This window comes from Pseudaminobacter sp. Soil_N_29, from assembly GCF_057656055.1.
The window spans coordinates 18,315-31,986 of record NZ_JBDGLC010000007.1; the positions used below are offsets into that span (position 1 = coordinate 18,315).

At 64.1% G+C, this 13,672-nt stretch carries 11 protein-coding genes; 5 read left to right on the forward strand and 6 right to left on the reverse strand.

The features are described 5' to 3' along the window. The first annotated feature begins 73 nt into the window (after positions 1-73). Positions 74-622, forward strand: a complete 549-nt coding sequence (gene rfbC / locus AC3A4H_RS16275; RefSeq protein WP_487767626.1) for a dTDP-4-dehydrorhamnose 3,5-epimerase — start codon at positions 74-76, stop codon at positions 620-622. A 28-nt stretch (positions 623-650) separates the two neighbouring features. Here rfbC and AC3A4H_RS16280 read toward each other — a convergent pair whose 3' ends face one another. The 3 genes from AC3A4H_RS16280 to AC3A4H_RS16290 all read right to left on the reverse strand — a co-directional run bounded on the left by AC3A4H_RS16280 (position 651) and on the right by AC3A4H_RS16290 (position 4,725). Next, positions 651-1,988 carry a DUF4910 domain-containing protein gene (locus AC3A4H_RS16280; protein ID WP_487767627.1) on the reverse strand — a complete coding sequence of 446 codons (1,338 nt, stop codon included), beginning with the start codon at positions 1,986-1,988 and terminating at the stop codon, positions 651-653. Positions 1,989-1,992: 4 nt separating this feature from the next. Beyond that, a complete protein-coding gene (locus AC3A4H_RS16285; protein WP_487767628.1) occupies positions 1,993-3,051 on the reverse strand; it encodes an NAD-dependent epimerase/dehydratase family protein in 1,059 nt (352 codons plus the stop codon). A gap of 237 nt (positions 3,052-3,288) precedes the next feature. Then, the gene (locus AC3A4H_RS16290) at positions 3,289-4,725 is read right to left on the reverse strand and encodes a hypothetical protein (protein ID WP_487767629.1); all 1,437 of its coding nucleotides are present in this window, start codon (positions 4,723-4,725) and stop codon (positions 3,289-3,291) included. Positions 4,726-5,209: 484 nt separating this feature from the next. Here AC3A4H_RS16290 and AC3A4H_RS16295 point away from each other — a divergent pair, with 484 nt between their 5' ends. After that, a complete protein-coding gene (locus AC3A4H_RS16295) occupies positions 5,210-6,676 on the forward strand; it encodes a phosphomannomutase (RefSeq protein ID WP_487767630.1) in 1,467 nt (488 codons plus the stop codon). 27 nt (positions 6,677-6,703) lie between these two features. Here the strand turns inward: AC3A4H_RS16295 and AC3A4H_RS16300 are convergent, their stop codons facing one another. Next, positions 6,704-8,110: a mannose-1-phosphate guanylyltransferase/mannose-6-phosphate isomerase gene (locus AC3A4H_RS16300; protein ID WP_487767631.1), complete on the reverse strand. Its 1,407-nt coding sequence runs from the start codon at positions 8,108-8,110 to the stop codon at positions 6,704-6,706. 110 nt (positions 8,111-8,220) lie between these two features. Further along, positions 8,221-8,391, reverse strand: a complete 171-nt coding sequence (locus tag AC3A4H_RS16305) for a hypothetical protein (RefSeq protein ID WP_348780470.1) — start codon at positions 8,389-8,391, stop codon at positions 8,221-8,223. 19 nt (positions 8,392-8,410) lie between these two features. Between AC3A4H_RS16305 and AC3A4H_RS16310 the strand changes: the two genes are divergently transcribed. From AC3A4H_RS16310 to AC3A4H_RS16320, 3 genes are all read left to right on the forward strand, one after another. Continuing rightward, positions 8,411-9,514, forward strand: a complete 1,104-nt coding sequence (locus AC3A4H_RS16310; protein WP_348780471.1) for a M24 family metallopeptidase — start codon at positions 8,411-8,413, stop codon at positions 9,512-9,514. Between the two features lie 132 nt (positions 9,515-9,646). Beyond that, positions 9,647-11,164 (forward strand): S10 family peptidase, encoded by a 1,518-nt coding sequence (locus tag AC3A4H_RS16315; RefSeq protein ID WP_487767632.1) that lies wholly within the window; start codon positions 9,647-9,649, stop codon positions 11,162-11,164. A gap of 126 nt (positions 11,165-11,290) precedes the next feature. Then, the gene (locus AC3A4H_RS16320) at positions 11,291-12,505 is read left to right on the forward strand and encodes a M24 family metallopeptidase (RefSeq protein ID WP_487767633.1); all 1,215 of its coding nucleotides are present in this window, start codon (positions 11,291-11,293) and stop codon (positions 12,503-12,505) included. Positions 12,506-12,818: 313 nt separating this feature from the next. Here AC3A4H_RS16320 and AC3A4H_RS16325 read toward each other — a convergent pair whose 3' ends face one another. Then, positions 12,819-13,595 (reverse strand): creatininase, encoded by a 777-nt coding sequence (locus AC3A4H_RS16325; protein ID WP_487767634.1) that lies wholly within the window; start codon positions 13,593-13,595, stop codon positions 12,819-12,821. Between the last annotated feature and the right edge of the window lie 77 nt (positions 13,596-13,672).

Genomic DNA, 13,672 nt, shown 5'->3' on the forward strand with positions numbered 1-13,672 from the left:
TCCGGTCTCGGGCGCGAATGCGACAAGTTTCAGGACTGGCTCATTCCCAATCCGGCTTGATTGCGAGGCGACAGTGCGATTCACGGAGACGAAATTGAGCGGGGTCTGGCTTGTCGAGCCGACGCCGATAGTCGACGAGCGCGGCTCCTTCGCCAGAACTTTCTGCGAGAAGGAGATGGCCGATCATGGCCTTGCGACGCGGTTCGTGCAGCACAGCCGGTCCACCAACCTGCGCAAGGGCACGCTGCGGGGCTTGCATTTTCAATCGCCGCCGCATGGCGAAGTGAAGATCGTGTCATGCAATAAAGGTGCCGTCTTCGACGTGGCCGTCGATTTGCGGCCGGCATCTTCCACCCGCTACCATTGGGTGGCATTCGAACTCACGCCTGAAAACGGCCGCCAGGTCTATATCCCGGTCGGGTTCGCGCACGGTTTCCAGACGCTTACCGAAAACGCCGAAGTCTCCTACCTCATTTCCCAGTTCTATACGCCGACTGCCTCGGCCGGGGTCCGCTATGACGATCCGGCCCTCGCCATCGATTGGCCGATACGAGTGTCGGTGATTTCGGACAAGGACCGCTCATGGCCGCTGCTCGAAGAGCAAAGCCGGCGAAACCAGTAGGCGCGCAGCGGCGGCGGTCAACCGGATGCTAGGGGCGGCGCGCGGGCGCATCGGCCAGCAGGCCGTGCTCACGCAGCAGCGCGGCTGCGCCGGCCAGTTCGCCGAAAGGCAACCCCGACCGTTCCGCCATCGCAAGCAGGGAGTGGTCTCCGTCCGCCAGGTTGAGCACCCACAGCATGGCCATGGTGCTGGAGGCGGTGGATTTGTTGCCGCCCTGGGCCGAATAGAGCCCGCGCCGTCCGAGCTGCGGCTCGCCTTTGGGACAGAGATTGATTGGCGTCCAATCGCCCTCGATGATCTCAATGGCTTCCATGACCATGCCATAGGAGGCGGCGAGGTGCTCTGGCCTGATGAAGCTCAGGTCGTCGGCCGAGCTGTGGTATTCCGGAAAGGTGGCGAAGGCGCTGCGCTGGAACAGGCCGACGGGAAGGTTGAAGCCGGGCGAGCAGAACTGCCGTTCGTCATAGCCATAGGGTGAGAAGTCGAGCAGCTTCGCGCCATCGCCCCGGCGACCGACCACGAGCGCCATGGCGCGGTCGATGAAGGCATCGCCCCGGCGGCTGCGCTTGTAGGTCGGGCCGCCGCCATCGCCCACGCAGGAAAGGGCGAGCCCGTGGTCGATGCGCCCCAGCCGCTGTTCGTTCCGGGCCAGCCAGGCAAGTGCTCCGATGGTTCCGGGGGCAAAAAGGAACCGGTAGCTGTAGCGCCTCGGCCGTTTCTTGAGACCGGCCGCCAGAAAGGCCAGCATGGCTAGGCCGGAGCAATTGTCGTTGGCCATCGATGGGTGGCAGATGTGCGCTGACAGAAGGATTTCCCGATCCGTCTCGCCGGGCAGAACGCACTCGCCGTAAGTCAGGCTGCCTTGCTTGAGCTCTGAATCCATCTCCACCGAATATTCGGTGTCCGGCATCTCCTCCAGCCGTTCATGGGCCATGCAGAAGCCCCAGTCTTCTGCGTAGTAGGACGTGCGGTAGGGGATCGCCTGCGGTTGTTCCGGGAGCGTGTGAATGTGCTTCCTGAGTTCGCTGAGGGGCAGAACGCCCTTGAACGGAACACTGTAGTTCAGGACGTGGAGGTTTGAATCTGCGAGGTCGACAATCGTGCGCCCTTGCATGTCCCGGATGCTGGCAGCCCGAATGTTCCATTCCCTGGGCACCGTCCAGTCGAACACCTGGGTCCCGGACGGCACCTCATGGCGTTCAAGCTCGATATGCTCCGCCAGTATGTCCAGCGTCTTGCGCACCCCGTCGCCGGTGATGCTGCGACAGATCGGAAAGATCTTCTCCGCCAGGGCGTAGATGTCGCGGCCGATATCGTCGCCGGCCGCAGGCTGCGCCGGATATGGACCGGGACTTGCCTGTTCCATCCGCCTATCCTGCCAGCGGTGCCAGCGCGGCCGACTCTCGGGCCCGCAAGGAGCGATCGATGATGCCGTCGGACATCAGTCGCCTGATTTGGGCGATGCGCTGGAAGTGTGGGCCTTCGAATTCCTCGAGCGCCAGGTTGGAGGCCATGTAGGCAGCGTGGAGCTCCTCCGCGCCCGCGCGCGCGTCCCATTCTGCCCGGAAAGCCGGCAGGACCCTTGCGATCTTTTCGAAACTGACCCGGTAGGAACGCTTGTCTGGCCCGGCGTCGGCGGCGAACTGCAAGCGGCAGCCGGGCACGACCTCGGCCACGATCCTGGCGATGTCGCGAATTCTGTAGTTGTGCTCGGTCCGGCCGACGTTGAACGCCTCGTTGTGGACCTTTTCGCGCGGCGCCTCCAGGCCTGCGATGAAGGCGCGCGATATGTCCTCTATGTGAACGATCGGCCGCCACGGGCTGCCGTCGGACTTGAGCAGGATGACGCCCTCGGTGATGGCCCAGGCAACCAGATTGTTCAGGACGATGTCACACCGTAGCCTGGGCGACAGCCCATAGGCGGTCGCCGGACGAAAGTAGGTCGGCGAAAAGTCGCCGTCGGCCAGCCTGGAGATGTCGCGCTCGGCCAGCACCTTCGACCATCCATAGGGCGTCACCGGGCTCAGTTCGGCCGATTCATCGACCAGGCTGTCGCCGGCCGCTCCGTAGTTGCTGCATGACGATGCGTAGAGGAACCGACCGACGCCGGCATCCCTTGCCGCCTGTGCGAAACGCACGCTTGCCTTGTGGTTAATCTCGTAGGTCAGTTCCGGATCGAGGTTTGAGAGCGGATCGTTGGAGAGCGCGGCCAGGTGGATCACCGCGTCGAAGCCGTGAAGGTCTTGCGGGGTCACGTCGCGAATGTCCTTGCGGATAGCGGGAACCGCGACCAAGCTGCCGCCTGCTTCAAAAGTGCAACGCTGGTAGAGGTCGCTGTCATAGCCGACCACATCGTGGCCTGCCTTCAAGAGCATGCGCACCATAACCGAGCCGATGTAGCCGAGATGGCCTGTCACCAGAACTTTCATTGATTGCCTCTTCTGCGTGAGAGCGAAATCCCGGCTCAAGGCCGAGCTCCCCGCGACGCTAGCCCGCGGTGAACGCGGCAGGCGAGAACGACGAATGGCGGTAGGCACGCTCCGTTTTCGATACGCCGTTGGAGCGCGGCACGCCCGAAGGGGGGCGCAGGTTCGATAGTCTAATCCATAGGAGGTAGGCGGCCCGGGTACCGCATACACAGGTCGGCAAGACTTGCCTGGCCCGCGCTAGATGCGCAACGGCAGCAGCAAGGAGGGCGGCGCCTGCCGCCAATGCTCGGCGGCGTCCCTGCTGCGGCGCGCCTGAACCCTGGCTGCCGCGACCACTGCAAATGCCACGAAGAAGCCTATGCCCGGGTCGGCGCTGCCGCTGGCCAGCGAGCCGGCCACCAGCCCCGCCAAGGCGCTGTTTCTTGCACTTGCCACCACGGCATCGGTTTCCGAGGGCACCCACTTGCCCAGCCTTCCAAGCCCACGTGCAGTGGCCGCCACCAGCGCTGCCATCAGAACGCTGCCCACCAGGCCCAACTGCGAAAGCACGGCGATCAGCCAGCTCGAGGCCCGGGAACTGCCCATGCCGACGCCCAGACCGCTGGTGTCGCCGAAAGATTGCAGGCTTTGCAAATTCCAATAGGCGCGCTCCTGCCCGGAGGAGGAACTCGCCTTGTTGATCACCATCTTGTCGATGAGGTCGAGGAACGGTTCCAGAGTTCCCGGCCGATAGAGGAACACGGCCAGAATTGCCAATGCGGCCAAGACCAGCAGGGCAATGATCTGTAGCTCTGCGGCCTCGACTCGGTCGGCCAACATGGAGCGCAGGATGTGGAAAGCCACGACGAGGCCGAGCAGCATCAAACCGACGTAAGCCGTCGAAGAGGTGGAAAGCACCAGGAGCAGAAGCAGCAGCAGGGAAAGCCACTTCGCGAAGCGGTCCTTGGTGCGGCGCCAGTAGGTGTAGCAGAATGCAAGGCAGGCAAGCGACATCGCGCCGAAAGCCGACGCTTCCGAATAGGCGCCGGCGATGCGCGAGAATCCGGCTTCGCTGGTCTCCGTGAGCATGGCGTAGCTGGCGGTGCGGATCGGCTTCAGCAGGTCTCCGGCCCCCGCGAGCTTGCCCAGAAGGTCGATCAGCCCCATCGCCGTGTGCAGCGTGGACCAGACGAAGAAGCCGCGGCGCACCTGGGTAATCCTGTCGCCTTTCATCAGCAGCACGCAAAGGGCAATGGCGGTGAAACCGCCAAGGACGAAATAGCCCGTCTGCGAGATATTGGCGGAGACGGGGGCGAGCGAGGCCTCCACCACGCCGGTCCGCGTCTTCGACTGCACGAAAACGATGGTTTGGCCTGCAAAGAAGCGCGGAAGAAGCCAGGCGCCGACCACAGCATAGAGCATCAGGGCGGCCAGCACCCAGATTGGCCCGACGCTGCCGAGCACCCCGCCCAGATCGCGCCAGATATGCCGTCTCATGGCAACCGCTGCCACCAGAAGGGCCGAAAACATCGTGTAGATCAGCGGCGAGGAGCCGCCCAGCGAGGTGAGCGTCATCATGGCCGTGGAGCCGAAAGCCAGCGAAGCGAGGAGCCCGACGATAAGGAAGCCGCGGCTGAAGTAGGCAAGAACGAGCACCCCAGCGCATACGAGCAGTCCGGCCGGCGAGGGCTCCATTCGGGGTCAGTCTCCGGCTTCGCGCCAGGGCGAAGTGATCGCGATGTGTTCTGCAGCTTCTCTCATGCAGGCCGCCGAAGGTCCCTGGGGTTCGGTAGCCACCATTTGGGAAGCGGGCATGCGGCACAAGCAGGCCAATAGGCGTAGCTTATCCCCTCGGGGGAACGGCCTGTTGGCCAAATTGGCGGGAACGCCAGTCCGGGCCGCCTCATAGCAAGGAGGCAAATACCTCCCTTGGCGCGTTGACGGCCGGACGGCAGAGCGTCGAACATGGCATGGCTCGCGTGTATCCACCCACTCCACGCGGCCTGTCCGCCGATGTGCGACAGGTTGGGGAGCCGCCTCCACCCCCGCCCCAACCAGGGCGGCTCCCCGCATCCTGTTCGTGGCCCGCGCGCCTGCAGACCGGGCCGAGGCTCGACAGGTCAGACAGAAAGCCCCACAGTCCAACTCGCATTTTCAATACTGGCTTCGAGTATCGCCCATGAAGTTTGGCACAAGCGGATTGAGAGGTCTTGCGCAGGATCTGAAGGGGCCCGCAGCCCGGCGCTATGCAGCAGCCTTTGGCCGGCATCTGCTGCAGAGCGGCATGGCCTCGACGGGAGGTGTCATCCTGCTGGGCCGGGATCTGCGCGCCTCCAGCCCGGAAATCGCTGGCGATTGCGCCGACGCACTTGCGCGGATGGGGTTTGCGGTCGCCTATTGCGGGGCCGTGCCAACACCGGCGTTGGCCCTCTACGGCCTGAGCAGGAATGCCGCGTCGCTGATGGTGACCGGCTCGCACATCCCGGCAGACCGCAACGGCATCAAGTTCTATCGGCCGGACGGCGAGATCGACAAGGCCGACGAAAGCGCGATCGGCGCGCTTGCGGAAGCCATGCGAGTTTCCGGCGAGCTGGAAGGCGGCATGCGGGCCGGGGTGTCTGCGCTGATTGATGAAGCGTCTCAGTGTCGCGCGCCTTTCCTGGAGCGCAACAAGTCGCTTCTGCCGGCGCGAGCGCTGGCGGGGCTGAAGCTCGGGGTCTATCAGCACAGCACCGTCGCGCGTGATCTGCTGGTCGAGGTGCTTGCTCACTACGGCGCCGATGTGCACCCGCTGGGGCGAGTGGATAGCTTCGTGCCTGTCGACACTGAGGCGGTGTCGCCGGAAACGCTCGCCTCGCTGAGGGGGTGGGCGCAGGCCCATGCGCTCGATGCGATCGTGTCGGCCGATGGCGACGGCGACCGGCCGCTCGTAGCCGATGAGACCGGCAGCCCCTTGCGGGGAGACTTGCTGGGGCTGGTGGCGGCGGAATTCCTGAAGGCGGAGACGGTCGTGACGCCGGTGACCTCGAACTCCGGCATCGAAGCGGCGGGCGACTTCGAGGTCGTCCGCACCCGGGTGGGATCGCCATTCGTCATCGCCGGCATGGACGAGGCGGTCGCCGCCGGCAGGTCGCGGGTGATCGGGTTCGAAGCCAATGGCGGCGTGCTGACGGCTACCGATTTCGAGGTCAACGGCCGGACACTTCGTGCTCTCCCGACGCGTGACAGCTTCTTGCCCATACTGGCAGTGCTTTCGCTGGTCGCAAGGCAAAAAAGGCCGCTTTCGCACATAGCCGCCAGCTATCGCCTGCCGGCTGCGGCTGCGGATCGGATCGAGAATTTTGCCGTCGAAATCAGTGCCGCGCTGATGGCGCATCTTCGCGCGTCCGACAGCAATCTATCGGCCTTCCTCGCCCCCATCGGGCAAGTGCGTTCGAGCAGCGATATCGACGGCCTGCGCGTTACGCTGGCAGACGGCCGCATCATCCACCTGCGCCCGTCCGGCAACGCGCCGGAGATGCGGTGCTATGTGGAGGCGGAAACCGACGCGAAGGCCGAAGCCCTGCTGAAAGCGGGGCTGGAGCGAATTCGCGCCTGGGCCGACGGCCGTGGCGCTGCTCCGCCAAGCGGACCGCTGCGCGCCTGATTTCGACGCTGGCCCGGTGTTCCAGTTTCAGGAGCGGCCGTAGCGGTCCTCGAAGCGGACGATGTCGTCTTCGCCGAGATAGGAACCGGACTGAACCTCGATCAGCTCGAGCGGGATCTTGCCCGGGTTTTCCAGCGCGTGGACCTCGCCCAGTGGAATGTAGGTGGACTGGTTCTCGGTCAGGAGCAGCACCTCGTCGCCCTTGTAGACCCTGGCGGTTCCGCGAACCACGATCCAGTGTTCGGCGCGGTGGTGGTGCATCTGCACCGACAGCTTCGCCCCCGGCTTCACGGTGATGCGCTTGACCTGGTCGCGCTCGCCGAAATCGATCGAGTCGTAGTGGCCCCAGGGCCGGTAGACCTCGCGATGGTTCAGGTGCTCGTTCCGGCCGTTCTTCTTGATCAGATCGACGATCGACTTGACGTCCTGGACCTTGTCCTTGCGGGCGATGAGAACGGCGTCCTTGGTTTCGACGACCACCAGGTCCTCGATGCCCACCAGCGCCACGAGCCTTGATTCCGCCCGCACCAGATTGTTGGCGCTGTCGAGCGAGAGCACGTCACCGCCAAATGCATTGCCGCTTTCGTCACGGTCCTGCACTTCCCACAGCGCGGACCACGAGCCGATGTCGCTCCAGCGCGCCTTCAGCGGAACGACGGCGGCATGCGCCGTCTTTTCCATCACGGCATAGTCGACGGATTCCGAAGGGCAGGCCTCGAAGGCGCGTGCATCGACCCGCACGAACTGCATATCCGGCTTCAAGGCCCCGGTCGCCTTCTGGCAGGCGAGAAGGATATCCGGGCGGAATCGCTCGAGCTCTTCCAGGAAGCGGCTGGCCCTGAACAGGAAGATGCCGCTGTTCCAGTAATAGTCGCCCGACGCCAGGTAGCGCGCGGCGGTTTGCGCGTCCGGCTTCTCCGCGAAGCTGTCTACGGCAAAGCCGCCCTGGGCAAGCGCCGCGCCGCGCTTGATATAGCCATAGCCCGTCTCGGGCCGCTCCGGCACGACGCCGAAGGTGACGAGCCTGCCTTCCTGCGCCAGCGGCACGCCAGCGGCAATCGCCTCCTGGAACTGCGCCACGTCGCGTATGAAGTGGTCGGCGGCCAGAACCAGCATAAGAGGGTCGTCGCCCTCGCTCCGGGCATAGAGGGCGGCAAGCGCGATGGCGGGCGCGGTATTGCGGGCGACCGGCTCCAGCAGGATCGTCAGGTCTTCCTGCCCGATCTGGCGCAGCTGCTCGGCCACGAGAAACCTGTGCTCCTCGTTGCAGATCAGCAGCGGGGTCGCCGCCTCCATTCCTTCCAGCCGCATGACCGTTTCCTGAAGCAGGCTGCGTTCGCCGGTCAGCGCGTGGAACTGCTTGGGGTAGTGCTGTCGGGAAAGTGGCCAGAGACGAGTGCCGGAGCCGCCGGCCATGATCACGGGCAGGAACATGAAAACCCCCTCGGGAATATCGAATGTGCGGCGCTAAATGGCTCTGCTCGGACGCGGAGGCAGGCGGGTCGCGCACCGCCTCGGCAGCGTCCTTCCAACATTTACAATACTTATTCAAACTTGGCCGGGATGGCCAATCGAATTTTTTGCGCCGCGGCGCCCTGCTCGTCGAGCCGTGGAAATGCGAGCGGCCCGGCACTCAAAGAAATCGAGCGCCATTTTTCTGTCGCGGCGTTGCGGCGTGCGGAAGATGCCGCCATGCTAAAGATCAGTGCCGCCAATGGAACGAGGATTCCCCACGTGAACGAACAGACCGAAAAACGCCTCAAGGCACTTCGCAAGCGCATGGCCGAGACCGGCACCGGGCTGGTTGCCATCGCGCCAGGCTCGCATATGGACTGGGTGCTGGGCTTCCACCCGCATCCCGACGAGCGGCCCTGCCTGCTGTTGATCGCGCCGGAGAAGGAGGCATTCCTGATGCCGGCGCTGAATGCCGAAGGCACGCGCGAATTCACCGATATCGAATTCTTCAACTGGGCCGACGATGTGGGTCCGGTCGCCGCGCTCGAAGGCGCGCTGGCCGCCATCGGCGCCACAGCCCCCGGACTCGTCGCGCTTGACGAGACGATGCGCGCGGACTTTGCGCTGCTGCTGCTCGACGCGCTGCCCGCCGACACGAGGCGCGATTTCACGCCCAATACGCTCGGCGGCCTGCGCATGCGCAAGGACGGCACCGAATACCAGAAGCTCAAGATGAATGCCGGCATAGCCGACCGCGCCATGCAGACGGCCTTCGGCAGCATCAGGCCCGGCATGACCGAGAAGCAGGTCGCGGCAGAAATTCGCGCGCACTTCTCTTCGGAAGGCGCCGCGCCGCAGTTCTGGATCGTCGGCGCCGGCGGCAACGGCGCGTTCCCGCACCATTCGGCAAGCGAGAAGGTCGTGCAGGAAGGCGACGCGGTGGTCATCGATATTGGCGGGCGCAAGGACGGCTTTCCTTCCGACATCACGCGCATGGCGGTGATCGGCCAGCCGCCGGAAGGCTATGGCGAAATCCATGCGATCGTCGAGAAGGCGGTGCAGGCCGCGCTCAAGGCCGCCCGCCCCGGCGTGCTGGCCAGGGAAGTCGACGCCGCGGCGCGCAAGGTCATCGCGGATGCCGGCTATGGCGAATACTTCGTGCACCGCACCGGCCATGGCATGGGTATCGACGGCCACGAGCCGCCCTACATCACCGCGACCTCGGAAACCGTGCTCGAGGAAGGCATGGTGTTCTCGATCGAGCCGGGCATCTACCTGCCCGGCCGCTTCGGCATCCGCCTCGAAGACATCGTGATCCTGCGCGAGGACGGTCCGGAAATCCTGTCGGAACTTCCGCGCGACGCGCATTACGTTTCCGTCTGATTGAAGCGTGAAGCCCTAAGTGGGGTCATCAAGGGTGGCGGAGAGGACTCCGCTCGCTTTCGCCTGAGGTGACTTCGGCGGCGCGGCTGGTATTGTGGTCTTGAAAGCAGTCCGTTCCGCTTCGGAGGGATCATGCGTATCAAGCTGGGAGAAGTCGTGCTCGCCCTGCTGCTGCTGATCGGCGGCATGTGGCCGGCGCAGGCAAAGTCTGCCGAGAGACCGGCGCAAGCGGCGGGGGCAATTGCGCTTCTTCCGCCCGGACAGACAACGGATCATTCCATCGACATTGGCGGGCGGGCGCTCGAATACCGGGCGAAAGCCGGCACCCTGTCGCTGCTTTCGGGCGAGGGGGAAGTCACCGCCAAGATTTTCTATGTCGACTATTCCGTACTCCCGCAAGGGCGCCGGGCGCCTGATCCCGGGCGCCCGATCACGTTCGTGTTCAATGGCGGGCCGGGAGCGGCTTCGGCCTATCTTCATATCGGGGGGCTTGGCCCGCGCATCGTGACGACTGCCGCCGACGGCAATTTCCTGCCGCCGCCGCAGCGGCTCGAGGACAATCCGAGCACCTGGCTCGACATGACGGACCTGGTCTTCGTCGACCCGGTCGGCACCGGCTACAGCCGCGAGGCGCCGGGCCAGGAGACGCGCAATTTCTGGGGCGTCAAGCAGGACGCCATGTGGATGGGCGCCTTCATCCGCCTCTATCTGGCCCAGGAGGGCCGCACCGCATCGCCGGTGTTCCTTGCCGGCGAAAGCTATGGCGGGTTTCGTGCGGCATTGCTTGCCAAGACGCTGCAGGAAGATGTCGGCTTGAGCCCCAGCGGCGTCGTGCTCATTTCACCGGCGCTCGAATTCGCGCTTGTTCGCCCCGACGAATTCCAGCCGCTGCATTGGGCGCTCGAGCTGCCCTCGCTTGCGGCCGTGCGCCTGAACGGCGAGGGCGTCGCTGGCCCCGAACTGCGCGAGCGGCTGGCCGACATAGAGCGCTACGCGTTGGGCGACTATCTCGTGGCGCTTGTGAGCGGACTTGAGCAGGGCGGCCGCGCGGCGAGCCGGCGTGTGGCGGAAATTACCGGCCTGCCGCTCGACCTCGTCCAGCGCAATTTCGCGCGCATTCCAACCATGCTCTTCGCCAAGGAGTTCGCGCGCGCCAGGGGCAATGTGCTCAGCTTCTACGACGGTGCGATTGAAACCGGCGATATCGCCCCTGACAGTTTCAGGCTTGGCGGCCCGGACCCGGTGCTCGACCGCAGCGTGCCGGTGCTCACATCAGCCTTCGTCAACTATGTCCGCGACGAGCTGAAATTCCGCACGGATCTGAGCTATCGGATGCTCAATCATGAAGTCAGCGGCAATTGGGACTACGGCACAAGTCCAACCCACCAGGGCTATGTCGGCGTCATGTCCGACCTTCAGCAGGCGCGCTCGCTCAATCCCGAGCTCGACGTGCTTATCGTCAACGGATACACCGATCTGGTCACGCCCTACATGACCTCGGCCTATCTCGTCAGCCAGCTGCCTACCGTGCCCGGTGCAAGGCCCATCCGCGTCGAGGCGCTGGAAGGCGGGCACATGATGTACTTCAGGCCGGAGAGCCGCAGCGCGCTGAAGAAGCTTGTGTCCGAACTGTACGGGGTGGCGCGGTGAGGGGGGATGGAGGTGCATCGTCTCCATAAGCATGCGTAATGCCCACATCAGTTGAATAAATTTCGGAAATAAATCGCCCGAGCATAACTTGGCTGCACCAACCTACCTGGAGAGGAGCAGCCCACAATGACTGACGACATGTTGCACGTGATGAAATGGCACAACGGCGAGAAAGATTATTCGCCGTTTTCGGATGCCGAGATGACCCGCCGCCAAAACGACGTTCGCGGCTGGATGGCCAAGAACAATGTCGATGCGGCGCTGTTCACCTCTTATCACTGCATCAACTACTATTCCGGCTGGCTGTACTGCTATTTCGGTCGCAAGTACGGCATGGTCATCGACCACAACAACGCCACGACGATTTCGGCCGGCATCGACGGCGGGCAGCCCTGGCGCCGCAGCTTCGGCGACAACATCACCTACACCGACTGGCGCCGCGACAATTTCTACCGCGCCGTGCGCCAGCTGACCACGGGCGCCAAGCGCATCGGCATCGAGTTCGACCAGGTCAATCTCGACTTCCGCCGCCAGCTTGAAGAAGCCCTGCCGGGCGTCGAGTTCGTCGACATCAGCCAGCCCTCGATGTGGATGCGCACCATCAAGTCGCTCGAAGAGCAGAAGCTGATCCGCGAAGGCGCCCGCGTCTGCGACGTCGGCGGCGCGGCCTGCGCGGCGGCGGTGAAGGCCGGCGTGCCGGAGCACGAAGTGGCGATCGCCACCACCAACGCGATGATCCGCGAGATCGCCAACTCGTTCCCCTTCGTGGAACTGATGGACACCTGGACCTGGTTCCAGTCGGGCATCAACACCGATGGCGCGCACAACCCGGTCACCAACCGTATCGTGCAGTCCGGCGACATCCTCTCGCTCAACACCTTCCCGATGATCTTCGGCTACTACACCGCGCTGGAGCGGACGCTGTTCTGCGGCCATGTCGATGACGCCAGCCTCGACATCTGGGAGAAGAACGTGGCCGTGCATCGTCGCGGGCTTGAGCTGATCAAGCCGGGCGCGCGCTGCAAGGACATCGCCATCGAGCTCAACGAGATGTACCGCGAGTGGGACCTGCTGAAGTACCGCTCCTTCGGCTATGGCCACTCCTTCGGCGTGCTGTGCCACTACTATGGCCGCGAGGCCGGCGTGGAACTGCGCGAGGACATCGATACCGAGCTGAAGCCCGGCATGGTGGTTTCCATGGAGCCGATGGTGATGCTGCCGGAGGGCATGCCCGGTGCCGGCGGCTATCGCGAGCACGACATCCTGATCGTCGGTGAGGACGGTGCCGAGAACATCACCGGCTTCCCGTTCGGTCCGGAACACAACATCATCCGCAACTGACGGCATGGCGAGGCTGGCCGTGGCTTTTCATGTTCCCCACGACTGGCCGCACTGGTGGATCGACGGAAAGGACCCGTCGATCCGCTATCCAAAGCCGTCCGCGGTGTCCGGCATGGCAGAGCTTGTCCGCCTCGTTGCTCGCATCATTGCCGCGATGCGGAAGCGGGCTCCCCATTGGTCCGCCGCGCCTGCGCCGGAAGGCCAGGAAGCCGAGCGTCGACGCGGCCTTTCACTGCCACTACGCCCCTTTTGACCGGACAAGGAAAAAGCCGCGGTTTCGCACCGCGGCTTTTTTGTGCGCCGGCGAATTTGCTCAGCGCGGGAATTCGGTCTTCAGCGCATTGACGATGCCGTTGACGCAGACTTCCAGCAGGATCTCGCCCTTCTCCTCGGAGGCTTCCTTGGGCGAGGAGAGCGTGCCGCTGGCCGGCGTCCATTCGGGCTTGGGCGGATAGACGTCATAAGGCGGGAAGGAAGCCGGCTCGTGGTGAACGGCGCGGTCGAGGCTTACCAGATGCGGATAGAGCGCAAGCATCAGCGAGGTTTCCAGCACGCCGCCATGTTCGAGGTCCCAGCCGGTGAAGCCATTGGGATAGAGGCGCGCGATCGTCTCCTTGTCCACGAAGTCCCAATAGGACAGCACCACGATCTTCATGTTGTCGATGCCGTCCCAGCGCAGTTCACGCAGCGCCAGGTCGATGCCCTCGATGATGAACCAGGAGTTCTCGAAATGGCCATTGACCAGGCACATGCGCCGCACGCCGTGGCGGGCGAATTCCTTGATCACGTCGCGCAGTGCCGCCACCAGCGTGGCGCCATCCAGACTGGTGGTGCCGGGCAGGTGGTTGCCGCCGCCGGACTTCTGGTGCGATTTGTAGCCATAGGTGAAGGGCGGCGCGACGAGAGCGCCGATCTCGCCGGCAACACGGCGCGCGAACTCCACCGGCAGCAGGACGTCGACATGCATCGGCATGTGATGGCCGTGCTGCTCCATCGATCCGACCGGCAGCAGGATCGGAACCGAACCGTCCCGGACACGGCTGTGATAGTCCGGCCAGGTCAATTCAGCAGCAAAAACTGTATCGCGCATTTTTTTCATCATCTCCCATTTTGGATGTTGGAATGATGATTAGAGGCGGCTTTAATGATATGAGAAATTTATAATTG

Bases quoted from the DNA above. Each gene is read 5' to 3' on its own strand.
- AC3A4H_RS16285 (WP_487767628.1), bottom strand. From the start codon at position 3,051: ATGAAAGTTCTGGTGACAGGCCATCTCGGCTACATCGGCTCGGTTATG.
- AC3A4H_RS16290 (WP_487767629.1), bottom strand. From the start codon at position 4,725: ATGGAGCCCTCGCCGGCCGGACTGCTCGTATGCGCTGGGGTGCTCGTT.
- AC3A4H_RS16295 (WP_487767630.1), top strand. From the start codon at position 5,210: ATGAAGTTTGGCACAAGCGGATTGAGAGGTCTTGCGCAGGATCTGAAG.
- AC3A4H_RS16325 (WP_487767634.1), bottom strand. From the start codon at position 13,595: ATGCGCGATACAGTTTTTGCTGCTGAATTGACCTGGCCGGACTATCAC.
- AC3A4H_RS16320 (WP_487767633.1), top strand. From the start codon at position 11,291: ATGACTGACGACATGTTGCACGTGATGAAATGGCACAACGGCGAGAAA.
- AC3A4H_RS16280 (WP_487767627.1), bottom strand. From the start codon at position 1,988: ATGGAACAGGCAAGTCCCGGTCCATATCCGGCGCAGCCTGCGGCCGGC.
- AC3A4H_RS16315 (WP_487767632.1), top strand. From the start codon at position 9,647: ATGCGTATCAAGCTGGGAGAAGTCGTGCTCGCCCTGCTGCTGCTGATC.
- AC3A4H_RS16300 (WP_487767631.1), bottom strand. From the start codon at position 8,110: ATGTTCCTGCCCGTGATCATGGCCGGCGGCTCCGGCACTCGTCTCTGG.